Consider the following 23,489-nt stretch of genomic DNA (forward strand, 5'->3'; position numbering starts at 1 on the left):
GTCTAGCGCCGGGTGAGCTGACGCAGCAGCCCGTGCAGCACCTGCACATCCGCGCGGGTCAGCGGCATGCGCGACCAGAGGTTCCGCAGGTTGAGCTTCATCGAGGGCGATTTCGTCTCGGGGAAGAAATACCCGGCATCCTCCAGCCGGGTTTCATAGTGATCGGCCAGCTTCTCGATCTCGACCCGGTCGGCGGGCACCTCGTTCGCCGGGCGCCGCTGCGTCGGCATGGGCTGATCGGGCAGCGCGCCGCGCGACAGCTCGTATCCGGTCAGCAGCACCGCCTGCGCGAGGTTGAGCGAGGGGAAATCCGGGTTTACCGGCACCGTCAGGATCGCGTTGGCCCGCGCGATGTCGTCATTTTCCAGCCCTGCCCGCTCAGGCCCGAAGATGAAGGCGCAGCGCCCGCCCGACGCGGCTTCCTCGCGGTTGCGCGCGGCGGCGGTGGCGGGGGTGAAGACCGGCTTGGTCAACTCGCGGCCCCGCGCGGTGGTGGCGAAGGCGTAGGAAATCCCTTCCATCGCCGCGGCCAGCGTCGGAAATACGCGCGCCCGGTCCAGCACCTGCCCCGCCGCGCCAGAGGCCATCGCCACCGCTTTCGGGTTCGGCCAGCCGTCGCGCGGCGCCACCAGCCGCATCTCGGTCAGGCCGAAATTCAGCATGGCGCGCGCGGCGGCGCCGATATTTTCGCCCATCTGCGGGCGGGTCAGAATGATGACGGGCTGGCGGTCTGTCTCTGGCATGGCGGGCCTGTTAGCGCCGCGCGCGGCATCCCGCAAGCTCTGGCATGGCGGCGGCGGCACTGTTATGGCGATGAGGAAAGAGGACCAAGCGATGACCGACCAGCCAGACGCGCCCAGCGCCCCGCAGCTTTATCTCATCACCCCGGTCGGCGCCGAGCCGAGCGCCTTCGCCCCGATGCTCGCCGAGATCCTTGAGCGTTTCGATGTGGCCTGTATCCGTATCCCCGGCGCGGGCGATGAAACCGCGCTCGGGCGGATGGCCGACACGGTGCGCGACGTTGCCCATGCGCATGACGTGATGGTGGTGATCGACGACCATATCCCTCTGGCGCAGCGTCACGGGCTGGACGGCGTGCATCTGACCGGCGGCCCGAAACAGGTTCGCTATGCCCGCAAGGAGCTTGGCGCGGATGCCATCGTAGGCGCTCATTGCGGTGCCTCGCGCCATGACGGGATGACGGCGGCCGAGGCCGGCGCGGATTACGTGAGCTTCGGGCCCGCCGGCGACAGCGCGCTTGGCACCGGAGAGCCGGTGCCCGCCGATCTCTTTGCCTGGTGGTCCGAGATGATCGAGGTGCCGGTCGTGGCCGAGGGCGCGCTCGATGCGGCGCTGATCGGCAAGCTCGCGCCGATCACCGATTTCTTCGCGCTCGGCCCCGAGATCTGGTCCGAGGACGATCCGGTTACTGCGCTGTCGATGCTGTGGCGATAAGCCGGGGTGCGGCTTAGGCTGCGCTTCCGCGCACCGCATCCGGACCGGGAACGAAAAAGGCCCCGCAAGGGGGCCTTTCCGACCTGTCGAACCCGGCTCAGCCCGCCTTGCTGCGCGCCATATCTTCAGCGGTGCGGCGGTTGCGCAGTTCTTCCGCGACGAGGAAGGCCAGCTCCAGCGACTGGCTGGCATTCAACCGCGGATCGCACGCGGTGTGATAGCGATCCGAGAGATCCTCATCCGTCACCGCGCGAACCCCGCCGGTGCATTCGGTCACGTCCTTGCCGGTCATCTCGAAATGCACGCCGCCGGGGATGGTGCCCTCGGCCTTGTGAACGGCAAAGAACTCGCGGACCTCGCGCAGGATCGAATCGAATGGGCGCGTCTTGTAGCCGGTCGAGGATTTGATGACATTGCCGTGCATCGGATCGCAGGACCAGACGACATTGGCGCCTTCCTGCTGAACGGTGCGGATCAGACGGGGCAGGTTGTCGCCCACCTTGCCCGCCCCGAAGCGCGCGATCAGCGTCAGACGGCCCGCCTCGTTTTGCGGGTTCAGCTTCTCCATCAGGACCTTCAGATCCTCCTCGGTCGTCGTCGGACCGCATTTCAGCCCGATCGGGTTCTGCACGCCGCGGCAGAATTCGACATGCGCGCCGTCTGGCTGACGGGTGCGGTCGCCGATCCAGATCATGTGACCCGATCCCGCCACCGGCAGCCCGGTCGTCGTATCGACCCGCGCCAGAGCCTCTTCATATTCCAGCAGCAGAGCCTCGTGGCTGGTATAGAACTCCACCTCGCCCAGCTCGGGCGCGATATCGGCCGTGACACCCGCCGCCTTCATGAAGGCCATGGCATCGCTGATCCGGCTGGCAATGTCGCGATAGCGCTCTGCCTCGGGGCCGCCGACGAAATCGGCGATCCAGCTTTGCACCCGGTGCATGTCGGCGAAACCGCCGGTCGAGAAGGCCCGCAGCAGGTTCAGCGACGCCGCCGCCTGGGTATAGGCTGCCAGCATACGCTGCGGATCGGGAATGCGCGCTTCGGCGGTGAAATCGAACCCGTTGATGATATCGCCGCGATAGCTCGGCAGCTCGGTTCCGCCCTGCGTCTCGGTCGGGGCAGAGCGCGGCTTGGCGAACTGACCGGCCATGCGGCCGACCTTGACCACGGGAAGCTGCGCCCCCCAGGTCAGCACAACGGCCATTTGCAGCATGACCTTGAACGTGTCGCGAATATTGTCGGCGCTGAATTCTCCGAAGCTTTCGGCGCAATCCCCGCCCTGCAACAGGAACGCCTTGCCCTGGGCGACATCGGCCAGATGAGCGCGAAGCGTCCGCGCCTCGCCGGCGAAGACCAAGGGCGGGTATTTCGCCAATTGCGCCTCGACAGCGCTCAGCGCCGTCGGGTCGGGATAATCCGGCATCTGCACCCGCGGATAGCTGCGCCAGCCGGCCTTGTCCCAGTTCTGGGCGGCGGGGACGGTGCGCGGATCCTGCGTCATGGCGAGGCCTTTCCTGGTTGAGATGCGACGCCCGTATATAGTCCGACCCGAATCAAAGGGAAAGCCCGCCCCTGCACCGTCCGGCAGCGCCGCCGGCCCGCTGACGCGACATTAAACTTTACTTTTGCGGCGCGGCCCCGATAACCTTCCCTGCATCAACAAGACCAACAGGGGAATTTTCAATGAAACATCTGCTTCTCGCCACCGCTGCCTCCGCGCTGATCGCAGGGACCGCCGGGGCCGAAGAGGTCAAGCTGGGTCTCCATCTGGGCTTCACCGGCCCGCTGGAATCCATGGCGCCCGACATTTCCGCCGGTGCCAAGGCCGCCGCGCAGGAAGTCAGCGATTCCGGGCAGTTCCTGGATGGCTCAACGGTCGTGACTTCGGAATCCGACACCACCTGCATCGACGCTGCCGCCGGCACCGCCGCGGCCGAGCGTCAGGTCGCCGAGGGCGCGCGCGTCATGGTCGGCGGCCAGTGCTCGGGCGAAACCATTGCCGCGCTTGAAAACGTGGCGATTCCGAACGGCGTGATGATGATTTCGCCCTCGGCCACCTCGCCGGCGCTGACCACGATCGAGGATCAGGGCCTGTTCTTCCGCACCGCGCCCTCGGATGCGCGCCAGGGTGAAGTCATCGCACAGCTGATGATGGATAAGGGCATCGAATCGGTCGCCATCACCTATACCAACAACGATTACGGCAAGGGGCTGGCGGACAGCATCCAGGCCGCGTTCGAGGAACAGGGCGGCAGCGTCACCACCTCGGCCGCGCATGACGACGGCAAGGGCGACTATTCGGCCGAAGTCGCGGCGCTCGCGGCAGCTGGCGGCGATGCGCTCGTCGTGGCGGGCTATGTCGACCAGGGCGGCTCGGGCGTGACCCGCGCGGCGCTCGACACCGGCGCCTTCGACATGTTCATCTTCCCCGACGGCATGGTCGGTCAGGAGCTGGTCGACCGCTTCGGCTCGGAAATCGAGGGCTCGATGGGCATCAACCCCGCCGCCGAAGGCGATGGCCGCGACCGCTTCATGGAACTGTCCGAGGCCGCCGGCTTCGACGGCAGCTCGGCCTATGCCGGTGAAGCCTATGACGCCGCCGCGCTGATCCTGCTGGCCATGCAGGCTGCGGGTTCGTCCGATCCGGCCGCCGCCAAGGAAGAGGTGATGAATGTCGCCAACGCCCCGGGCGAGGAAATCCTGCCGGGCGATCTGGCCAAGGGTCTGGAACTTCTCGCCGCAGGTGAGGACATCGACTATGTCGGCGCCACCGCCGTCGAGCTGGTCGAGCCGGGCGAAAGCGCAGGCTCCTACCGCGAGACCACCATCACCGATGGGGCGCTCGAGGTCGTGGGCTTCCACTGATCCCGAAAGCATGCAACCGGCCCGGCGCTCGCAGCGCCGGGCCTTTTGCAATGGAAATAAGCGGCAAAAGAGTTCATACTTCAAGAACTGAACGCTTGTTCATAAACATCATCGGACGCAACAGGGGGCGTGATGATCCAGGTCGAGAACCTGCATAAGAAGTTCGGCGGCTTCTCCGCCGTGGATGGCGCCAGCCTGACCATCGAAACCGGCTCGATCACCGGGCTGATCGGCCCGAACGGTGCCGGAAAATCCACGCTCTTCAACGTGATCGCCGGGGTTCATGCCCCGACCGAGGGCCGCGTCATCATGGATGGCGAGGACATCACCGGCCTTCCCCCGCATGAGCTGTTCCACAAGGGTCTGCTGCGTACCTTTCAGCTCGCCCATGAATTCAGCACCATGACCGTGCGCGAGAATCTGATGATGGTCCCCGCCGGTCAGGCCGGTGAAAGCCTCATCAACACATGGTTCGGCCGCGGCCGGATCCGCGCACAGGAAAAGGCGCTGCGCGAAAAGGCTGACGAAGTGCTGGAATTCCTGACCATCGACCATCTGGCGGACGAAAAGGCCGGCAATCTGTCGGGCGGACAGAAGAAACTGCTGGAGCTCGGTCGCACGATGATGGTGGACGCCAAGATCGTCTTTCTCGACGAGGTCGGCGCCGGCGTGAACCGCACCCTGCTGATGACCATCGCCGACGCCATCACCCGGCTCAACAAGGAACGCGGCTACACGTTCTGCGTGATCGAGCACGACATGGATTTCATCGGCAAGCTGTGCGATCCGGTCATCGTCATGGCCGAGGGCAAGGTGCTGGCCGAAGGCAGCGCCGACTCCATCATGCAGAACGAAGCCGTTATCGAGGCCTATCTGGGCCGCGGGCTGAAGAACAAGGAGATGATCGGCGCATGAGCGACAGCGATCCCTTCGGCGGGCGCGGCAATCGCGACGCCTCCATCGTCAACACACATGGCCGCGGCGAGATCGACGGCTCGCGCCGGTCCGGTCCCACCTCGGAGGGCCGCGCGGGCGATCCCTTCCTGATCGGCGAGAACATGACCGGCGGCTATGGCAAGGGCCCCGACATCCTGCATGATTGCACCATCGCCGTCGAAAAGGGCGAGATCGCGGTGATCGTCGGCCCGAACGGGGCCGGAAAATCCACCGCCATGAAGGCGATCTTCGGGATGCTGAACCTGCGCGAAGGCTCGGTCCGGCTGAATGGCCGCGACATCACCGAGCTGAACCCGCAGGACCGCGTCAAGGCCGGGATGGGCTTTGTGCCGCAGGTCAACAACATCTTTCCCTCGATGACCGTCGAGGAGAATCTCGAAATGGGTGCCTTCATCCGCGACGACGATTTCCGCGGCACCATGGATCAGGTCTTCGATCTTTTCCCGATCCTCAAGGAAAAGCGCCGCCAGGCCGCGGGCGAGCTGTCCGGCGGTCAGCGCCAGCAGGTCGCGGTGGGCCGCTCGCTGATGACCCAGCCCAGCTTGCTGATGCTCGACGAACCCACGGCGGGGGTCTCGCCCATCGTCATGGACGAGCTTTTCGACCGCATCATCGAGATCGCCCGCACCGGACTGCCGGTGCTGATGGTCGAACAGAACGCTAAACAGGCCATGAATATCGCCGACAAGGCTTATGTCCTCGTGCAGGGTGCGAATGCGCATACCGGCACCGGACAGGAACTCATGGCCAATGAAGAGGTGCGCCGCACCTTCCTGGGAGGCTGACACCATGAAAACTCATTTGATCGCGGCCACTCTGCTGATCTCGGCCCTGCCCGCCTTGGCGCAGGAAGCCACCGCCCCGGCCGCACAGCCCGAAACCGCCCCGGCAGAGACGCTGCCGCCCGCGGGCGAGGCTCCGGTTGACGAAATCGCCCCGGTCTCGGACGCGGCGCCGGATGCCGCAGGGGTGCCCGACGCTGCCTCGGCGCGGATGGAATGCAGCTTCGTCTCCGAATGTATCGACGATGAATGCGCCGAGACCGAATATGGCGGCACGCTGACCGTCATCACCGACGGCGCCGGGCTGGCCGAGGCGGAATGGTCGGATGTCTCGGAAACCGTGGCGCTCGCCGCGGTGGTCGAAAACGGCACTACGCTTGCCAGCGCCACCGAGACCGCGCCCGCCCGCCAGCGCCTGCTGACCGTGCTGGAAGACGGCACGGCGCGCTTCACCACCCATCTGACCGACCCGGCCATGTCGATCACCTATGCGGGTGCGTGCCAATGACGGCGGGCCTCACGGCGCTGACCGTGCTTGCCGCGATGATTGCAGCGACAGGGCCGCTGGCTGCCGCCGATCTCGCCTGCCGGTCCGAGAACGGCCGCGGCGCGCTCACCCTGGCCGGCTATGACGGCTCGCAGCCCTTGCTGGAATTGCCGGGTCGATCAGACACGCCGCTCAAGCTGCTCAGCGGCGGCACGCAGCCCATCTACCAGGGCGTCAATGACGACGGAGAGTTACTGACCTTCATGCTCGATACGACCACCGGACGATACGGCTTCAACGCCATGGCCGAAAGCGGCATCACCGAGATGGATGCCGGGAACTGTGGGAGGGCCGCCTGATGGAACTGCTCAACGCGCTCGTCGTGTTCCTGAATTTCGTGTTCATCCCCGCCGCCGCCTATGGCGCGCAGCTTGCGCTGGGCGCGCTCGGGGTGACGCTGATCTATGGCATTCTGCGCTTTTCGAACTTCGCGCATGGCGACACCATGGCCTTCGGCACGGCTGTCACCATTCTTGCCACCTGGGGCCTGCAATCGCTGGGTGTCGGCCTCGGCCCGCTGCCGGTGGCGCTGATCGCACTGCCCATCGGCATTGCCGGCTGCGCGGTGGCGATGCTGCTGACCGACCGCGCCGTCTATCGCTTCTATCGGCGCAAGAAATCCGATCCGATCATTCTGGTCATGGCCTCGGTCGGGGTGATGTTCGTGATGAACGGCCTCACCCGCCTGCTGATCGGCGTGGATGAGATCCGCTTCGATGACGGGGCGCGCTTCGTCATCAATGTGCGCGACTTCCGCGAGATGACCGGCCTGTCGGAAGGGCTTGCACTGCGCACCACCCAGGTCATCACGCTGGTCGTGGCAGTGATCGTGGTCTGGGCACTGTTCTGGTTCCTGAACCGGACCCGCTCGGGCAAGGCGATGCGGGCCTATTCGGATAACGAGGATCTGGCGCTTCTGTCCGGCATCGACCCCGAGCGTGTCGTGCGCATGACCTGGATCATCGCCGCGGCGCTGGCGACCATAGCCGGGACCATGTATGGGCTCGACAAGGCATTCAAACCGTTCAACTATTTCCAGCTTCTGCTGCCGATCTTCGCCTCGGCCATCGTTGGCGGTCTGGGCAGCCCGGTCGGCGCCATCGCGGGCGGCTTCATCGTCGCCTTTTCCGAGGTCGCCGTGACCTATCCGTGGAAGCGGGTGGTCGAGTATCTCGGCATCGATACCGGAAGCTCGCTGCTGCAATTGCTGTCGACCGAATATAAGTTCGCCGTCAGCTTCATCATCCTGATCGTGGTGCTGCTGTTCCGGCCGACCGGCCTGTTCCGCGGCAAATCGGTGTAAGGGGAGGACCAGACATGGCAACGACACGACAGGCCGAAGCCACCAGCCGCTGGCGCGCCCCTCTGATCTTCGCGATCCTCGCCGTGCTTTTCGTGCTCGAAGGCACGACCAGCAATGCGCTGTTCACCGGCTCGTGGAACACCTCGCTTTCGATGCTGAACATGGGGCTGATCTCGGCTGTCATGGCGCTCGGGCTGAACATGCAATGGGGTTATGCGGGGCTGTTCAACTCTGGCGTGGTGGGCTTCATCGCCATTGGCGGGCTCGCCCCGGTGCTGATCTCGGTCGCGCCGGTCGAGGGCGCCTGGGCCGCCGGCGGCACACGGGTGATGTTCGCGCTGATCGTCGGGCTCGGCACGCTGGCGTTGACCGCGATGGTCTGGCAGCGCGCGCCCCGCAATCTGCGCGTGATCGGCATCATCGCCGTTCTGCTGGTCGGCTTCTTCGCCTATCGCTTCCTGTTCGATCCCGCCGTTCAGGCGATCGAGGCCAACCAGGCCGCGCAATATGGCAATCTCGGCGGGCTCGGCCTGCCGGTGCTGCTGTCCTGGCCGGTGGGCGGGCTGTTCGCCGCCGCGGCCGCCTGGGGTGTCGGCAAGGTCGCGCTCGGGCTGCGCTCGGATTATCTGGCCATCGCCACGCTCGGCATTGGCGAGATCATCGTCGCGGTGCTCAAGAACGAGGAATGGCTGGCCCGCGGCGTCAAGAACGTCACCGGCATCCCGCGCCCCGTCCCTTACGAAATCAATCTCCAGCAGGACCCGGAATTCGTGCAGCGCGCGGCGAATTGGGGCATGAACTCGGCCGAGCTGTCGGGCATCGTCGTCAAGCTCAGCTATGCCGGGCTGTTCGCGGCGGTGCTGATCTTGATGATCGTGCTGGCCGAGCTGTCGTTGAAATCGCCCTGGGGCCGGATGATGCGCTCGATCCGCGACAACGAGACCGCCGCCGAGGCGATGGGCAAGGATGTCACCGGGCGGCATTTGCAGGTCTTCGTGATCGGTTCGGCGGTGATCGGCGTCGCGGGCGCGATGATGATCACCCATGACGGGCTGATGGCGCCGACGCAATATAACCCGCTGCGCTATACCTTCCTGATCTGGGTGATGGTGATCGTCGGCGGCTCGGGGAACAATCTCGGCGCGGCGCTTGGCGGGGTGCTGATCTGGTTCCTCTGGATCAAAGCGGAGAGCTGGGGCCCGCAGCTGATCGGGCTGCTGACCGGGCCGATGCCCGCCGGCGATCTGAAATCGCATCTGCTGCAAAGCGCGCCGCATATGCGCTTTATCGCGATGGGGCTGGTGCTGCTTCTGGTGCTGCGCTTCGCACCGCGAGGGCTGGTCCCCGAAAAATAGGCCCGGCGCGGCGCCAAGGATCTAAGGGGGCCGCATTGGCCCCCTTTTCAGTTGCGCTGCGAGGCGCTGCGCCGTGCCAGAAACAGCCAAGGATCGGACTGACCCCGCTTACGCGCCCCGCATCGCGATAGGTCATGACCGGCCTCGCCGACGAAAAAGCGGCCAGTCCGGCCCCTTTCCTGCATCCATCGCGACCCGAAGATCAGCTGCAATTATCGGCCATCACCACCGACCACCAGAAGCGCCCGCCCTGCTGGACCACGCCGACACCGGCATCGTCGAATTTCTGATGGATGAGGATCTCTTCGTCCGGCGCCTGGTTCATCCAGGCCGCCGATTGCGCATAGGCATCCCCGCTGCGGCCGATCAGCTGTGCCGAGGAACAGGCGGTATATTCCACCGCCCGCACCCGATGCACCACCGAGGACCCATTCGATCCGACCACAGTCGGCCGTCCCATCGTCGCCATGTCGCAGGCATGAGCCTGCGCGGCGAAGGTCAGGTTCTCGACGAAATCGACCGGAGATTTCCCCAGCCGCTCGCGCTCGGCATTGATCTGCTGCTGCATCTCGGCCACCAGCGCCGCATTCGGCGCGGCGCAGACCGGGCCGATAGCCTGAACCGCCGGATCGGGCAGCGTCGGATCGGCCGCCGGAATGACTTCGATCAGATTCTCGGTATCGCCAGCGGTGGCGGCGTTTTCCGGCGCGCAGGCGGCGACGGACAGCGTGGCCGCAGCGGTGACGGCGATCAGGGAATAAAGCGGCGGGCGGGACATGCAGACCTCCTGCGAATCAAGTCCTTGTTTAGCAAGCTGAAATCGCAACGCCGCCTGTCGCCGGCTGGTTCCCGGACCGGGACAATTATCGAACCGCCTTGCCTGGCCGACCCCACCCGCGACGCAGCAGGCTTGCCACGGCCCATCCCGCGCCGTAAATCGCGGGGCATGACCCAGCATCAGCGCCTCCTCATCATTGATTTCGGATCTCAGGTCACCCAGCTTATCGCGCGCCGCCTGCGAGAGCTGGACGTGTATTGCGAGATCCACCCCTATCAGAACGTCACCGACGCCACGCTGGCCGAGATCGCACCGCGCGCGGTGATCCTGTCCGGCGGCCCGGACAGCGTGACCCGCGAAGGAAGCCCCCGCGCGCCGGATGCGCTCTGGTCGATGGGCGTGCCGGTTTTCGGCATCTGCTATGGCCAGCAGGTGATGATGACCCAGCTTGGCGGCCGGGTCGAGGCGGGCCATCACGCCGAATATGGCCGCGCCTTCGTCACGCCTGCGCCGGGCCACAGGAAGGACGGCATCTTTGCCGGGCTGTCCGACCGCGAACAGGTCTGGATGAGCCATGGCGACCGGGTCACCGAACTCGCTCCCGGCTTCGAGGTGATCGGCACCTCGCCCAACGCGCCCTTCGCCATCACCGCCGACGAATCGCGCGGTTTCTTCGCCGTGCAGTTCCACCCCGAGGTGCACCACACCCCGAACGGCAAGACCATGCTGGAAAACTTCATCCGCATGGCGGGCTTCACCGGCGACTGGACCATGGCCGCTTACCGGGATGAGGCGATCCGCAAGATCCGCGAACAGGTCGGCGACAAAAAGGTGATCTGCGGGCTGTCGGGCGGGGTGGATAGCAGCGTCGCCGCCGTGCTGATCCACGAAGCCATCGGCGATCAGCTCACCTGCGTCTTCGTCGATCACGGGCTGTTGCGGCTGAACGAGGCCGAGGAAGTCGTGACCATGTTCCGCGACAATTACAATATCCCGCTGATCCATGCCGACGAATCCGAACTGTTCATCGGCGCGCTCGAAGGCGTCTCGGATCCCGAGGTCAAACGCAAGACCATCGGCAGGCTGTTCATCGACGTGTTCCAGAAATACGCCAACGACATCGAGGGGGCCGAGTTCCTGGCACAAGGCACGCTCTATCCCGATGTGATCGAAAGCGTATCCTTCTCGGGCGGCCCCTCGGTCACCATCAAATCGCACCATAATGTCGGCGGCCTGCCCGAGAAGATGGGACTGAAACTGGTCGAACCCCTGCGCGAGCTGTTCAAGGACGAGGTCCGCGCCCTTGGCCGCGAACTGGGCCTGCCGGACAGCTTCATTGGCCGCCACCCCTTCCCCGGCCCCGGTCTCGCGATCCGCTGCCCCGGAGAGATCACCGCCGAAAAGCTGGACATCCTGCGCAAGGCCGACGCCGTCTATATCGACCAGATCCGCAAGCATGGCCTCTACGACGAGATCTGGCAGGCCTTCGTGGCCATCCTGCCGGTGCGGACCGTCGGCGTGATGGGCGACGGGCGTACTTATGACTATGCCTGCGCGCTGCGCGCGGTGACCTCGGTCGATGGGATGACGGCGGATTACTATCCGTTCAGCCACGACTTTCTGGGCGAAACCGCGACGCGGATCATCAACGAGGTGAAGGGCATCAACCGGGTGACTTACGACATCACCTCGAAACCCCCCGGCACGATCGAGTGGGAGTGACCGCAGCGCCGTGTCTCAGCGGCGCGACACGTTCAGCCAGACCCCGCCATCGGGGCGCAGCGTCAGGATCATGCGCGGCTGCGGGGCGCGTCCGGGGATGCTGTCAAAGCGGAACCGCGCGAGCAGCGATGACAGGATAATGACCGCCTCCTGAATGGCGAAATTCGCGCCGATGCAGATCCGCGGGCCGGCGCCGAAGGGCAGGAAGGCAAAACGGTCTGGCGCCGTCTCGAACCGGTCGGGATCGAAGCCGTCCGGGTTCTCCCATAGCAGGCGATTGCGGTGCAGCGCATAGATCGGCAGCATCACCGTGTCGCCGGGCCGCACCTCGCGCCCGCCCAGCCGGTCATGAGCCTGCGCCGTGCGCGACAGGAAGGCGGCTGGAGGATACAGCCGCAGCGCTTCGTTCACGATCCTCTCGATATAGGGCAGCGCTGCCACATCCGCGGCGGTGGCGATGCGATCGCCCAGAACCGCCTGTGCCTCGGCGGCGGCGCGTTGCTGCACCTCGGGATCGAAGGCGCAGAGATACAGCGCCCAGGCCAGCGTCAGCGCCGTCGTCTCATGGCCGGCGACGATGAAGGTCAGCAGGTTGTCGCGCAGCTCGTCGCGATTCATGCGGCGCCCGGTCTCCGGGTCTTCCGCATCCAGCAACAGATCCAGCAGATCCGGCGCCCCGTCGCGGCCCGCCGCCGCACGCGCGGCAATGGCCCGGTCGGCGATCCCCTTCATGCGCTTCAGCTCGCGCCCCGAAAAGATCCGCCCCGGTCGCGGCAGCCAGCCCGGCAGCCCCATCACATCCATCAACGAGACCTTTGCCGTCTGCGCGACATAGCCATTGATGGCGTGATGCACGATATCGCGGTCGAACCCCTCGTCGCCGGACAGGGTCACATCCGAGATCACCTCGAATGTCGCCGCCACCGTCTCGGCGAACAGATCCACCGGCCCCTCAGCCGCCTCAAGCCGCCGGATGCTGGCGCTTGCGGCGGCACTCATCACCGGGCCGAGCGCGGTGACATGGCGCGCCGCAAAGGCCGGCGCCACCGCCCGCCTCTGCCAGCGCCAATGCGCCCCCTCGGCGACGAAGAGGCTTTCACCGACGGCGGGGTTCAGGATCAGCTTGGTCGCGACCGATTTCGGATAATCCTCGACCCGGTCCTTCAGGATGACGCGCAGGCTTTCGGGGTCCATCACCATATGCCAGCGGATCCCGGTCTTGCCCGAGACGATGGGCTGGTTCACCGCCAGCTCGGGAATGATCTCCAGCACGTTGCGCCGCGCCATCATCACCGTGGCGATCATACCTGCGGGCCGGTTGGCCAGCCTGACGCGCGCGGGAAAGCGCCCGCTCATTCGACGGCCATGCCGACAGGCCGCGCGGCGGAGCTCAGGTGAGAAAGGTGAACCGTCATTGTCAGACGATAGCGGCGCGCGGGCCGCGGAACAATCTCCGCCAGCCCGGCGCGACAGCATGTCTCAGCCGCAGAGCCGGTCCCGGCCCGCGACTGGCAGGGCGCGACCCGGCAACGCAGCGCCGGATCGCGCGGCACGGCTAGTGCGCGTGGCCGTGCCCGTGGTCCTGCGTGTGGTCGTGATCGTGGTCGTGGACTTGGTCATGCGCGTGACCCTGCCCCGCCGCCTCGGCGCGGCGCTCGGCCAGCGCCTGCCGCACGATCTGGAAGGACGAGGACAGGAACAGCCCGGCCATGATTCCGGCCACGATCAGATCCGGCCAGCCGGTCGCCGTGCCCCAGACGCCAAGCGCCGCCACCATCACCGCCACATTGCCGATCGCATCGTTGCGCGAACACAGCCAGACCGAGCGCACATTCGCATCGCCATCCTTATAGCGCACCAGCAGGGCCACGCTCGCCAGATTGGCCGCGAGCGCGAGGAAGCCGACCACGCCCATGATCTCGGCCGTCGGGGTGGTGGTGTAGAACACCCGCCAGAGGGTCGAACCGAAGACGAACAGCCCCATCGCGGCCAGGCTGATCCCCTTGGCCAGCGCCGCCATGCTGCGAAGCTTCACCGACGCGCCGATCACGGCCAGCGAGATCCCGTAGGTCAGCGCATCGCCAAAGAAATCCAGCGCATCGGCTTTCAGCGCCTGCGACTTCGCGGCCTGACCCGCCGCCATCTCGACCACGAACATGGCCGCATTCAACGCGATCACGATCCATAGCCGCCTTTTGTAATCCGCCGACACGCCGTCGAAACTGGCGTTATGTCCGCAACATCCGCTCATCGGAGCACCTCTTTCGAATCATCTCAGCCTCTGTTCTAATTGCTCTAGCGACTAGAGCTTCAAGAGGTATTTTCATGTTCTCCATCGGCGAGATTTCGCGGCGCACCGGCATCAAGGTGCCGACCATCCGCTATTACGAAGAGATGGGGCTGATCGCGCCGGCCGGTCGCACCGAGGGCAATCAGCGCCGCTATGACCGCGACGGGCTGGAACGCCTGGGTTTTATCCGCCACGCCCGCGATCTCGGCTTTTCGATCGAGGCGATTCTCGCGCTGATGGAATTGCAGGACCATCCCGACCGCTCCTGCCGTCAGGCCAATCAGATCGCCAGCGCGCAGCTTGCCGATGTGCGCCGCCGCATCGCCCAGCTTCAGGCGCTGGAAACCGAGCTGTCGCGCATCACCGACGGGTGCAGCGGCACCGGAGAGGCCGGAGACTGCTATGTCCTCGCCTCGCTCGGCGATCACCAGATGTGCCGGACCGAGCACTGACCGGTCGGCAAGGCTTAAACAGCCCCGCCTGACGCGCTTATCCGGCCCACGCCGGGGCCGTTGGTGCCGGCAGATGCAGCAGGCGCCGGCACAGGTCATGAAACTGCATCAGAATCCCTTGAGAATTCGGCAAAGACCGACCGCATTACACCAGAGAAGCACCGCGCCACGATGAACCCCACCCCCGCCGAGCAATTCTCTGTGCATGATGGCAGCGCCGCCGAGGTGTTCGGCGCGTTCCTCAAGCTTGGGCTGACCTCCTTCGGCGGGCCCATCGCCCATCTCGGCTATTTCCGCGACGAGCTGGTCACACGGCGTCGCTGGCTGGACGATGACGCCTATGCCGATCTGGTCGCGTTGTGCCAGTTCCTGCCCGGCCCGGCCTCGTCGCAGCTGGGTTTCGCGCTCGGGCTGATGCGGGCGGGCTGGCGCGGCGCGCTGGCTGCTTTCACTGCCTTCACCCTGCCCTCGGCGCTGCTCTTGCTGGGCTTCGCGCTCGTCGCGCGCCGCATCGACAGCGCCATCTGGGACGGGCTGCTGAGCGGGCTCAAGATCGTCGCCGTCGCCATCGTCGCCCAGGCGGTCTGGGGCATGTCGCGCAGCCTTTGCCCCGACCGCCCCCGCGCCGCCATTGCCATTGGGGCGGTGGTGGCGCTGGCCGCCCTTCCCGGCGCGGCCGGCATGATCGGCGCAATCGGCATCGGCGCGCTTGCCGGCCTGGCCCTGCCCTTGGCAGGTGACAGCCCTCGGGGGCTGCATCTGCGTCTGCCCGTCCGCCGGGCGCAGGCCGTCATCGCCGCGGCGCTGTTCCTCGGACTGCTCGGGCTTCTCCCGCTGCTGACCGGGGCCGGACAGGCCTTCGCGCTGCTCGACGGGTTCTATCGCGCCGGGGCACTCGTCTTCGGCGGCGGCCATGTCGTGCTGCCGCTCTTGCAGGCCGAAACGGTGGCGACAGGCTGGGTCTCGCCGGACAGCTTCCTCGCAGGCTACGGCGCAGCGCAGGCGGTGCCCGGCCCGCTTTTCACCTTTGCCGCCTATCTCGGCGCGGTACTCGAACCGAAGCCGAACGGGTTGGCCGGCGCCGCGCTGGCTCTTGCCGCGCTGTTCCTGCCGGGCTTCCTGCTGCTGATCGCGGCACTGCCGCTCTGGGACCGGCTGCGCCGCATGCGGCCCGCCCGCGCGGCGATGAGCGGGGCCAACGCTGCGGTGGTCGGCATTCTCGGCGCGGCGCTTTACGACCCGGTCTTCACCGGCGCGATCCACAGCCGCGCGGATTTTGCTCTCGCCCTGATCTGCGCCGCGTTTCTGATGATCTGGCGCGCCCCTCCATGGAGCGTCGTTCTGCTCGCCGCGCTTGGCGGGGCGGGGCTGAGGCTTGCGGTCTGACCAGAGATTGCGCAGGTGGCTTTCCGCCGGTCTACGGAATGTGGACAGATGATGCGCGCCCTGTGAGCGGGTTTTTTCCAGCCCCGCCTGCGTCGTTCGCACCGCACCCCGCCGCAGCGCAACACTATGCGTTCGCTGCTGTTGCGCATCGCGATTTGCGATAGAAAGGGCTCTGACAGGGAGGCGATCATGATCCGTATCGGCATCGGCGGCTGGAATTTTCCCGAATGGCGCGGCCTCTTCTACCCGAAGGGACTGCCCCAGAAACGCGAGCTGGAATATGCCAGCAACGCCCTCTCCAGCATCGAGATCAACGCCACCTATTACCGCAGCCAAAAGCCGGAAACCTTTCGCAAATGGCACGACGAAACGCCCGCGGATTTTGTCTTCGCGCTCAAGGCCTCACGCTTCGCCACGAACCGCCGCGTGCTGGCCGAGGCAGGCGACAGCGTGGCGCGGTTTCTCGGCTCGGGCATCGTCGAACTTGGCCCCAAACTCGGCCCGATCAACTGGCAGCTGGCCGAGACAAAGTTCTTCGATCCCGGTGACTTCTCCGCCTTTCTTGATCTTCTGCCCGCGACGTTCGAGGGCGTGCCCCTGCGTCACGCCATCGAGGCCCGCCATAGCAGTTTCGCAGCCCCTGAAGCGGCCGATCTCTGCCGAGCTAGGGGCATCGCGCTGATCCGGTCATGCGACGGGAAATTTCCGGATATTGATGTCGAAACGGCGGATTTCGCCTATCTCCGGCTGATGGGCACGACCGATATCGACAGCGGTTACGACCAGCAGGGGCTGGACCGCTGGGCCGCCGAGGCGCGCCGCATGGCGACCGGCCGCGACCTTTACCTCTATGTGATTTCCGGCGAGAAACGACGCAACCCGGCCTGTGCGCAGGCCCTGATCGAGAGGCTGAGATGAGCTGTTCCTGCGGAGAAACCCACGCCCCCGGTCCCGGCGCTCGGCGTCCTGCCCCGTCTCCCGGACAGGTCGCGATCACCGGCAGTCTGTCATGTTCCGACGCCAACCAGCTCAAAACGCTACTGGAATATCTCCCCGGTCATATTGCGCTCAGCCGCGCTGAACCTGGCTGCCTGTTCTTCGACATCGCCCAGACCGACGACCCTCTGATCTGGCAGGTCGAGGAGCTTTATGCTGACGAGGCCGCCCTAGATGCCCACAAGGCCCGCACCGCCGCCAGCATCTGGGCCGACAAAAGCGCCGGGATCACGCGCGATCTCCACCGCATCGAGGGCTAACCCGCCAGCTTGCAGATCCGCGCCACCGCCGCGCCATAGCCATCCACGCCAAGTCCCGCGATCACCGCATCGGCGCGCTTGCTGACATAAGAGTGATGCCGGAACTTCTCGCGCTTGTGCACCTGGCTGACATGCACTTCGATCACCGGCCCGTCAAAGGCGTTCAGCGCATCCAGCAACGCCACCGATGTATGGGTCAGCGCGCCCGGATTGATGACGATCCCCGCCGCAGCACCCCGCGCCTCGTGGATCCAGTCGATCAGCTGCCCCTCCCAGTTCGACTGCTTCGCCTCGACCGAGAACCCCTCGGCGCAGGCTTCCCGCGCCAGTGCTTCAACATCCGCCAGCGTCTCACGGCCATAGATTTCGGGCTGGCGCTGCCCCAGAAGGTTCAGATTGGGACCGTTCAGCAGCAGGATCGTCTTCATCTCATTCTCCGCGCGCAGATGCGCCGCCGATACTCTGCCAGAGCGCCGCGCCATGCAAGCGCCCTCACCCTGAGTCAAATATCCCGGGGGTGAGCGCCGCCGGCGCGAGGGGGCAGCGCCCCCTTACCGGCCTTGCCGCCGCGCCATGAAGGCGAGCTTCTCGAACAGCGCCACATCCTGCTCGTTCTTCAGAAGCGCGCCATGCAGCTTCGGCAGCATCTCGCCGGGCGCCTTGTGCAGATCCTCCGGTCCGAGATCCTCGGCCAGGATCAGCTTGAGCCAGTCGAGCAGTTCCGACGTCGATGGCTTCTTCTTCAGCCCCGGCACATCGCGGATCTCGAAGAATTGAGTTAGCGCGGCCTCGAGCAAACGCGGCTTGAGACCCGGGTAATGCACCTTGACGATCCGTTGCAGCGTCTCGGCGTCGGGAAAGCTGATATAATGGAAAAAGCAGCGCCGCAGAAACGCGTCGGGAAGTTCCTTCTCATTATTCGAGGTGATGACGACGATGGGCCGGTGACGGGCCTGCACCGTCTCGCCGGTCTCGTAGACATGGAATTCCATCCGGTCGAGCTCCTGCAACAGGTCATTCGGGAACTCGATATCGGCCTTGTCGATCTCGTCGATCAGCAGAACCACCTTCTGCGGCGCCTCGAAGGCCTGCCAAAGCTTGCCCTTGCGGATGTAATTGGCGACGTCATGCACCCTCTCATCGCCAAGCTGGCTGTCGCGCAGCCGGCTGACCGCGTCGTATTCATACAAGCCCTGCTGCGCCTTGGTGGTCGATTTGATGTTCCACTCGATGATCGGCAATCCCAGCGATTGCGCCACCTGCCGCGCCAGTTCGGTCTTGCCGGTTCCGGGCTCTCCCTTCACCAGAAGGGGACGCTCCAGCGTCACGGCGGCGTTCACCGCGATGCTCAGCTCGGGCGGGGCGACGTAGGTTTCGGTCGAGGAAAACTGCATGACTCATCCTTTCCTTGCGCCGCGCAACCTAGCCGCGACCCTAGGTAGCAGCAAGCGCCGCTCGCGGACAAATGAGACCATTGCCCTAGTGACAACCCGCCGCGCTTCCTTTAAGGGGGGCGCCGAGGACCGGGGGACAGGCATCCCGATCCGTCGGAGGACGTATGAAACCGCAGATTTTCCTGCCCGATGATTATCGCCCGGCCGAAGACGAGCCGTTCATGAACGATCGCCAACTGGAATATTTCCGTCGCAAGCTCGAGACGTGGAAGTCCGAATTGCTGGAACAGTCGGCAGAGACGCTGGAAGGGCTTCAGGACAGCGCGCGCAATGTGCCAGATCTGGCCGATCGTGCCTCGGAAGAGACCGACCGGGCGCTTGAGCTCCGCACCCGCGACCGTCAGCGCAAGCTGGTCGGCAAGATCGACTCGGCCCTGCGGCGGATCGCGAATGGCGAATACGGCTATTGCGAAGTGACCGGCGAGCCGATCAGTCTCAAACGGCTGGATGCGCGCCCGATCGCGACGATGACCGTGGCCGCGCAGGAAAAGCACGAGCGCCGCGAGCGCGTGCATCGCGACGACTGACGCGGGCGCCAGCGGCTTGCGGCTCCCACAGGGAAGGGAGCGAGGGCCGGCATGGGCCATCTGAAAGAGCGTGACATTACCGTGATTGGCGGCGGCATCGCCGGGCTGACCGCCGCCCTTGCCTTGTCGCAGCGCGGAGCGCATGTGCAGGTGATGGAACGCGCCGAGGCGCTGCGCCAGCTGGGCGCGGGCATCCAGATTTCTCCGAATGCGGGCATCGTGCTCGAGACGCTCGGCCTCGGCCCCGCGCTCGATAAGATGTCATGGCGCTCGGACGGGGTTCTGCTGCACGATCATGCCGGGCGGCAGGTGGCGGCGCTGCCATTGGCCGCGCGGCGGCCTGATCTCAGCTTCCGTTTCGTCCATCGCGCCCGGCTGGTCGAATTGCTCGCCAATGCAGCAGAGAACGCCGGCGTCACGCTGACCCTCAACACGGAGATCGAGGCGTTGCCCGACGCCGCGCTGGTGATCGGGGCGGACGGGCTGCACAGCCGCGTGCGCGAGGTGCTGAATGGCCGCCGCGCGCCGTTCTTCACCGGGCAGACCGCATGGCGCGCGCTGATCTCCGATCCCGAACCCGATGCCTATGCCCGCGTCTTCATGGGGTCGGGGCGGCATCTGGTCAGCTATCGCCTGCCCGGCGATTTGCGCAACATCGTCGCCGTGATGGAGCGCCCCGATTGGGCCGAAGAAGGCTGGTCGCATCCGGACGATCCCGAAAATCTGCGCGCCGCCTTCGCCCGGTTCGGCGGGCCGGTGCCGGGATGGCTGTCGCGGCTGGAAAACGTCTCGAAATGGGGGCTGTTCCGCCATGACGTCGCGGAGCGCTGGCATGACGGGCGGCGGGTCATCATCGGCGATGCCGCGCATCCGACCCTGCCATTTCTGGCCCAGGGCGCGGTGCTGGCGATCGAGGATGCCTGGCTGCTGACCGAGGCTCTGGACCGGATCGAGGATCAGCAGGCGGCGCTCGCACGCTTTCAGGCGCTGCGCGCGCCGCGCGTCACCCGCATTGTCGAGGCGGCCAACGCCAATGCCCGCAATTACCATCTGCGCGGCCCGGCCCGTCTGGTGGGACATGCCGGGCTGCGGGCGATCTCACGCTTCGCCTCCGAGCGGCTGATGCGCGGTTTCGACTGGATCTATGATTACGACCCCACCGCCGAGCGGCTTTGACCGCCCCGGCGCGTTCCCCTGTCAGGCGGCGTTCTCGACCGCGGCGACGATGCTGTCGACCACCTCGCGCAGGGCGGTTTCGTCCTCGGCCTCGGCCATGACCCGGATCAGCGGCTCGGTCCCGGATTTGCGGATCAGCACCCGCCCGGCGCCGTTCAGCCGCGTCTCGCCCGAGGCGATCGCCTGCTGAACGCTGCCCGCGGAAAGCGGGTCAGAGCCCGCCGCATAGCGCACATTCTTCAGCAATTGCGGCACCGGATCGAACTGGTGAAGAAGCTCGGACGCGGTCCGGCCGGTCTCGGTCATGGCAGCGAGGAATTGCAGACCGGCGATCAGACCGTCGCCGGTGGTGGCATAATCGGTCATCACGATATGGCCGGATTGCTCGCCGCCCAGATTGAAACCTCCGGCGCGCATTCGTTCGACAACATAGCGGTCGCCGACCTTGGTCCGTTCGAGCCGCAGCCCGCGCGCGTCCAGAAACCGTTCCAACCCGAGATTGGACATCACCGTCGCGACAAGCGCGCCGTTTTCCAGCCGGCCCTGTTCGGCCCATCGCCCGGCCATCAGCGCCATGAGCTGATCGCCATCGCCGACACGGCCCTTTTCATCGATCAGGATCACCCGGTCCGCGTCGCCATCGAGGCAGATGCCCAGATCGGCCTTGTGGTCCAGAACCGCCTGCGCGGCGGCCTCGGGATGCGTCGAGCCGACCCCGTCATTGATGTTCAGCCCGTCCGGTTCGACACCGATCCGCACCACATCGGCGCCGAGTTCATACAGCACATCCGGCGCGGCGCGATAGGCAGCGCCATTGGCGCAATCGATCACGATTTTCATCCCGTCCAGACGCTGACGGGCGGGGAAGGTGGTCTTGGCATATTCGACATAGCGCCCGCGCCCGTCATCGATGCGCCGGGCGCGACCGATATTCTGCGGCTCGGCGGGCCGGATCTGCCCGGCGACGATCTGCTCGATCTCGGTCTCGGCCTCGTCGGACAGCTTGAATCCGTCCGGGCCGAAGAACTTGATACCATTGTCATGGGCCGGATTGTGGCTGGCCGAGATCATGATCCCCAGATCGGCCCGCATCGAGCGGGTCAGGAATCCGACCGCGGGTGTCGGCACCGGGCCGAGAAGCAGCACATTCATCCCGGTCGAGGTCAGCCCGGCGGTCAGCGCGTTTTCCAGCATATAGCCCGACAGCCTCGTGTCCTTGCCGATCACCACGCGATGCCCGTTGCGCCCGTCGCGGCGGAAGAAACGCCCCGCCGCCGCACCGAGCCGCAGCGCCATCTCGGCGGTCATCGGATCGGTATTGGCCCGCCCTCTGACCCCATCGGTTCCGAAAAGCCTGCGCGTCATATCCCTGTCCTTTCAGTAAGGGCCCGCCACATGGCCAGCCCCTGCGTGAGTTGCGCCACATCGTGAACGCGGTGCATCTGCACCCCCTGCCCGATCGCGGCAAGCGTCACCGCCAATGTCCCCGGCCCGCGCTGCCACGCGTCGGCGGCGCCGGTGATCTCGCCGATGAAGCGCTTGCGAGAGACCCCCAGCAGAACCGGGCATCCCAGCCCATGAAATAGACTGATGCGTTCGAGAATCGCAAGATTATGCGCCCGTGTCTTGCCGAAACCGATACCCGGGTCGACCAGGATGCGGTCACGCGCGATACCGGCCGCCTCGGCCCGCGCCACCCGCTCCGACAGCGCGTCATAGACGTCCAGCAGGACATGATCGTATCGCGGGTCGTCCTGCATCGTTGCCGGCACGCCCTGGGCATGCATGAGGCAGACCGGGACGCCGGCCTCTGCCACAAGCCGCGACAGGCCGGGATCGAAATCGAGGCCCGAGACATCATTGACCAGCACCGCGCCGGCATCGAGCGCGGCGCGGGCGACCGCCGCCTTGCGGGTATCGACCGAGACCGGGATCTCGGGGCTGAGCGCGGAGATAGCGGGCAGGATCCGCGCCGTCTCTTCCGCGACCGTGACATCGGCGGCGCCGGGGCGCGTCGATTCACCGCCGATATCCAGAAGATCCGCCCCGGCCGCGATCAGTGCGCGGCCCTGCGCGGTCGCTTCATAGCGTCCACCATCCGAGAAACTGTCCGGCGTCGCGTTCACGATGCCCATGATCGAGGGACGCGCCATCCCGATCCCGCAAACCGGCGCGCGCGGTGAAATGAGCCGCTCGACGATACCCGGCGGCGCATCGCTTGCCGGAACGATCCGGGGCGGGGCATCGCGTGACAGACGCTCCAGCCGTGAAAAACGGGCCCAGCCTCCGGCCAGATTGAGCTCGCCCGTGAACTCGGGGATGGGCCGCCAATAGGCGCTCATGCGGTGATCCGCCGCGTCGGGATGGCGCCGGGCATCTCGGGCATCGCGCGGTCTTCGGGCAAGGCAAGATCGAGCCGGCGCGCGCCGATCCGTTCCGCCAGCCACAGCGCGAGGGACAGCGGATCGGCCTCCAGCCCGGCCACATCCGCCGCCATGCGCGCCGGGGCCCAGACGATGGGCCTGGCCTCTTTCACCGCCCAATCGAGTTCGGTCCGGCTGTCGGCCACATCCAGCCCGAGCCGGCCGCCCAGCGCCCATGCCGCCTGATCGAGCGCCAGAAGCGCGACCCGGCGCTCGTTTCCGCCGCTCGGCAGTGGCAGGTCGGGCGCGTCGGGGGTGAGGATCACCGCCCCATCGGGAAGCGGTATATCGGCACCGTGAAACAGCACCAGCGGCGCGAGTGCGGCCCCTTCGGCATCGACCCGGCCCCGTCGTCGATGCAGCGTTACGCCAAGCGCGCCGGGAATGCGGTCCAGTTTTTCGATGGTGACGCGCACATGCGCCGCGCGGGGATGGGCAAGCACCTCGGCGGCGATTTTTTCGGCCAGCGTCTCCAGCAGGTTGAAGCGCTGATCGGCAAGCCCATGCGCCACCGCATCGCTCAGCACGTCATAGGACAGGATCCGGTCGACATCATCGGCCACACCGATCACCGGCGCGGCGAGATCCACCGTCAGGTTGAACCGCAGCCTCTGGGTCTGACCACGCTCGGACTGGAACGCGCCGATATCGGCGTCCAGCTCGTAATCGCGCAGATGGATCTGATCGGGCTCATCCATGCTTTCCCAATTCCAAAGAAAACGCCCCGCCGCAAGGGGCGGGGCAGGTCCAGGCAGGGA

Annotated in this window: 25 protein-coding genes; 15 read left to right on the forward strand and 10 right to left on the reverse strand. The window is 66.1% G+C overall.

All coding sequences use genetic code 11. From position 1 onward, the window contains the following. Positions 1 to 2: 2 nt before the first annotated feature. Positions 3 to 743 carry an RNA methyltransferase gene (locus PAF18_RS07860; protein ID WP_271115204.1) on the reverse strand — a complete coding sequence of 247 codons (741 nt, stop codon included), beginning with the start codon at positions 741 to 743 and terminating at the stop codon, positions 3 to 5. A 91-nt stretch (positions 744 to 834) separates the two neighbouring features. Between PAF18_RS07860 and PAF18_RS07865 the strand changes: the two genes are divergently transcribed. After that, entirely contained in the window at positions 835 to 1,455 is a 621-nt protein-coding gene (locus PAF18_RS07865) for a thiamine phosphate synthase (protein ID WP_271115205.1), read from the forward strand. Positions 1,456 to 1,552: 97 nt separating this feature from the next. Here PAF18_RS07865 and PAF18_RS07870 read toward each other — a convergent pair whose 3' ends face one another. Further along, complete coding sequence (locus PAF18_RS07870; protein WP_271115206.1) at positions 1,553 to 2,959, reverse strand: class II 3-deoxy-7-phosphoheptulonate synthase; 1,407 nt, start codon at positions 2,957 to 2,959, stop codon at positions 1,553 to 1,555. Positions 2,960 to 3,141: 182 nt separating this feature from the next. Here PAF18_RS07870 and PAF18_RS07875 point away from each other — a divergent pair, with 182 nt between their 5' ends. From PAF18_RS07875 to PAF18_RS07905, 7 genes are all read left to right on the forward strand, one after another. After that, entirely contained in the window at positions 3,142 to 4,323 is a 1,182-nt protein-coding gene (locus PAF18_RS07875; protein WP_271115207.1) for an ABC transporter substrate-binding protein, read from the forward strand. 132 nt (positions 4,324 to 4,455) lie between these two features. After that, entirely contained in the window at positions 4,456 to 5,238 is a 783-nt protein-coding gene (locus PAF18_RS07880) for an ABC transporter ATP-binding protein (protein ID WP_271115208.1), read from the forward strand. Next, positions 5,235 to 6,065: an ABC transporter ATP-binding protein gene (locus PAF18_RS07885; protein WP_271115209.1), complete on the forward strand. Its 831-nt coding sequence runs from the start codon at positions 5,235 to 5,237 to the stop codon at positions 6,063 to 6,065. The genes PAF18_RS07880 and PAF18_RS07885 overlap by 4 nt, the downstream gene beginning before the upstream one ends. Before the next feature lie 4 nt (positions 6,066 to 6,069). Then, positions 6,070 to 6,570 carry a hypothetical protein gene (locus PAF18_RS07890; RefSeq protein WP_271115210.1) on the forward strand — a complete coding sequence of 167 codons (501 nt, stop codon included), beginning with the start codon at positions 6,070 to 6,072 and terminating at the stop codon, positions 6,568 to 6,570. Continuing rightward, positions 6,567 to 6,908, forward strand: coding sequence for a hypothetical protein (locus tag PAF18_RS07895; protein WP_271115211.1), 342 nt, complete (start codon positions 6,567 to 6,569; stop codon positions 6,906 to 6,908). Before PAF18_RS07890 ends, PAF18_RS07895 begins: the two co-directional genes overlap by 4 nt. Then, complete coding sequence (locus tag PAF18_RS07900) at positions 6,908 to 7,912, forward strand: branched-chain amino acid ABC transporter permease (RefSeq protein ID WP_271115212.1); 1,005 nt, start codon at positions 6,908 to 6,910, stop codon at positions 7,910 to 7,912. Before PAF18_RS07895 ends, PAF18_RS07900 begins: the two co-directional genes overlap by 1 nt. A 14-nt stretch (positions 7,913 to 7,926) precedes the next feature. Continuing rightward, positions 7,927 to 9,267 (forward strand): branched-chain amino acid ABC transporter permease, encoded by a 1,341-nt coding sequence (locus PAF18_RS07905; RefSeq protein ID WP_271115213.1) that lies wholly within the window; start codon positions 7,927 to 7,929, stop codon positions 9,265 to 9,267. 202 nt (positions 9,268 to 9,469) lie between these two features. Here PAF18_RS07905 and PAF18_RS07910 read toward each other — a convergent pair whose 3' ends face one another. Next, positions 9,470 to 10,045, reverse strand: coding sequence for a CAP domain-containing protein (locus PAF18_RS07910; RefSeq protein ID WP_271115214.1), 576 nt, complete (start codon positions 10,043 to 10,045; stop codon positions 9,470 to 9,472). Between the two features lie 168 nt (positions 10,046 to 10,213). On the opposite strand from PAF18_RS07910, the gene guaA reads away from it, so the two are divergent. Next, positions 10,214 to 11,767 (forward strand): glutamine-hydrolyzing GMP synthase, encoded by a 1,554-nt coding sequence (gene guaA / locus PAF18_RS07915; protein WP_271115215.1) that lies wholly within the window; start codon positions 10,214 to 10,216, stop codon positions 11,765 to 11,767. A gap of 15 nt (positions 11,768 to 11,782) precedes the next feature. Here the strand turns inward: guaA and PAF18_RS07920 are convergent, their stop codons facing one another. Together PAF18_RS07920 and PAF18_RS07925 are read right to left on the reverse strand one after the other, a co-directional pair. Then, complete coding sequence (locus PAF18_RS07920; RefSeq protein WP_271115216.1) at positions 11,783 to 13,123, reverse strand: cytochrome P450; 1,341 nt, start codon at positions 13,121 to 13,123, stop codon at positions 11,783 to 11,785. Between the two features lie 199 nt (positions 13,124 to 13,322). Next, entirely contained in the window at positions 13,323 to 14,018 is a 696-nt protein-coding gene (locus PAF18_RS07925; RefSeq protein ID WP_271115217.1) for a cation efflux transmembrane domain-containing protein, read from the reverse strand. A 74-nt stretch (positions 14,019 to 14,092) separates the two neighbouring features. On the opposite strand from PAF18_RS07925, the gene PAF18_RS07930 reads away from it, so the two are divergent. The 4 genes from PAF18_RS07930 to PAF18_RS07945 all read left to right on the forward strand — a co-directional run bounded on the left by PAF18_RS07930 (position 14,093) and on the right by PAF18_RS07945 (position 17,151). Then, entirely contained in the window at positions 14,093 to 14,509 is a 417-nt protein-coding gene (locus PAF18_RS07930) for a MerR family transcriptional regulator (protein WP_271115218.1), read from the forward strand. A 171-nt stretch (positions 14,510 to 14,680) separates the two neighbouring features. After that, complete coding sequence (gene chrA / locus PAF18_RS07935) at positions 14,681 to 15,895, forward strand: chromate efflux transporter (protein WP_271115219.1); 1,215 nt, start codon at positions 14,681 to 14,683, stop codon at positions 15,893 to 15,895. 189 nt (positions 15,896 to 16,084) lie between these two features. Beyond that, entirely contained in the window at positions 16,085 to 16,813 is a 729-nt protein-coding gene (locus tag PAF18_RS07940) for a DUF72 domain-containing protein (protein WP_271118080.1), read from the forward strand. Beyond that, positions 16,810 to 17,151: a putative quinol monooxygenase gene (locus tag PAF18_RS07945; protein ID WP_271115220.1), complete on the forward strand. Its 342-nt coding sequence runs from the start codon at positions 16,810 to 16,812 to the stop codon at positions 17,149 to 17,151. Before PAF18_RS07940 ends, PAF18_RS07945 begins: the two co-directional genes overlap by 4 nt. Here the strand turns inward: PAF18_RS07945 and aroQ are convergent. Beyond that, positions 17,148 to 17,579: a type II 3-dehydroquinate dehydratase gene (gene aroQ, locus PAF18_RS07950; protein ID WP_271118081.1), complete on the reverse strand. Its 432-nt coding sequence runs from the start codon at positions 17,577 to 17,579 to the stop codon at positions 17,148 to 17,150. The genes PAF18_RS07945 and aroQ overlap by 4 nt on opposite strands. Before the next feature lie 123 nt (positions 17,580 to 17,702). Continuing rightward, positions 17,703 to 18,545: an AAA family ATPase gene (locus PAF18_RS07955; protein ID WP_271115221.1), complete on the reverse strand. Its 843-nt coding sequence runs from the start codon at positions 18,543 to 18,545 to the stop codon at positions 17,703 to 17,705. A gap of 164 nt (positions 18,546 to 18,709) precedes the next feature. Here PAF18_RS07955 and dksA point away from each other — a divergent pair, with 164 nt between their 5' ends. Together dksA and PAF18_RS07965 are read left to right on the forward strand one after the other, a co-directional pair. Further along, positions 18,710 to 19,132, forward strand: a complete 423-nt coding sequence (gene dksA / locus PAF18_RS07960) for an RNA polymerase-binding protein DksA (protein WP_271115222.1) — start codon at positions 18,710 to 18,712, stop codon at positions 19,130 to 19,132. A gap of 51 nt (positions 19,133 to 19,183) precedes the next feature. Further along, entirely contained in the window at positions 19,184 to 20,308 is a 1,125-nt protein-coding gene (locus tag PAF18_RS07965; protein ID WP_271115223.1) for an FAD-dependent oxidoreductase, read from the forward strand. Between the two features lie 21 nt (positions 20,309 to 20,329). On the opposite strand, the gene glmM is transcribed toward PAF18_RS07965, so the two are convergent. The 3 genes from glmM to PAF18_RS07980 are packed head-to-tail and all read right to left on the reverse strand — an operon-like array spanning position 20,330 to position 23,429. Next, positions 20,330 to 21,673: a phosphoglucosamine mutase gene (gene glmM, locus PAF18_RS07970; protein ID WP_271115224.1), complete on the reverse strand. Its 1,344-nt coding sequence runs from the start codon at positions 21,671 to 21,673 to the stop codon at positions 20,330 to 20,332. Beyond that, positions 21,670 to 22,650: a dihydropteroate synthase gene (folP, locus tag PAF18_RS07975; RefSeq protein ID WP_271115225.1), complete on the reverse strand. Its 981-nt coding sequence runs from the start codon at positions 22,648 to 22,650 to the stop codon at positions 21,670 to 21,672. The genes glmM and folP overlap by 4 nt, the downstream gene beginning before the upstream one ends. Further along, positions 22,647 to 23,429 carry a dihydroneopterin aldolase gene (locus tag PAF18_RS07980; RefSeq protein ID WP_271115226.1) on the reverse strand — a complete coding sequence of 261 codons (783 nt, stop codon included), beginning with the start codon at positions 23,427 to 23,429 and terminating at the stop codon, positions 22,647 to 22,649. Before PAF18_RS07980 ends, folP begins: the two co-directional genes overlap by 4 nt. Positions 23,430 to 23,489 lie beyond the last annotated feature (60 nt).

Source organism: Paracoccus sediminicola (assembly GCF_027912835.1).
Classification (GTDB): Bacteria; Pseudomonadota; Alphaproteobacteria; order Rhodobacterales; family Rhodobacteraceae; genus Paracoccus; species Paracoccus sediminicola.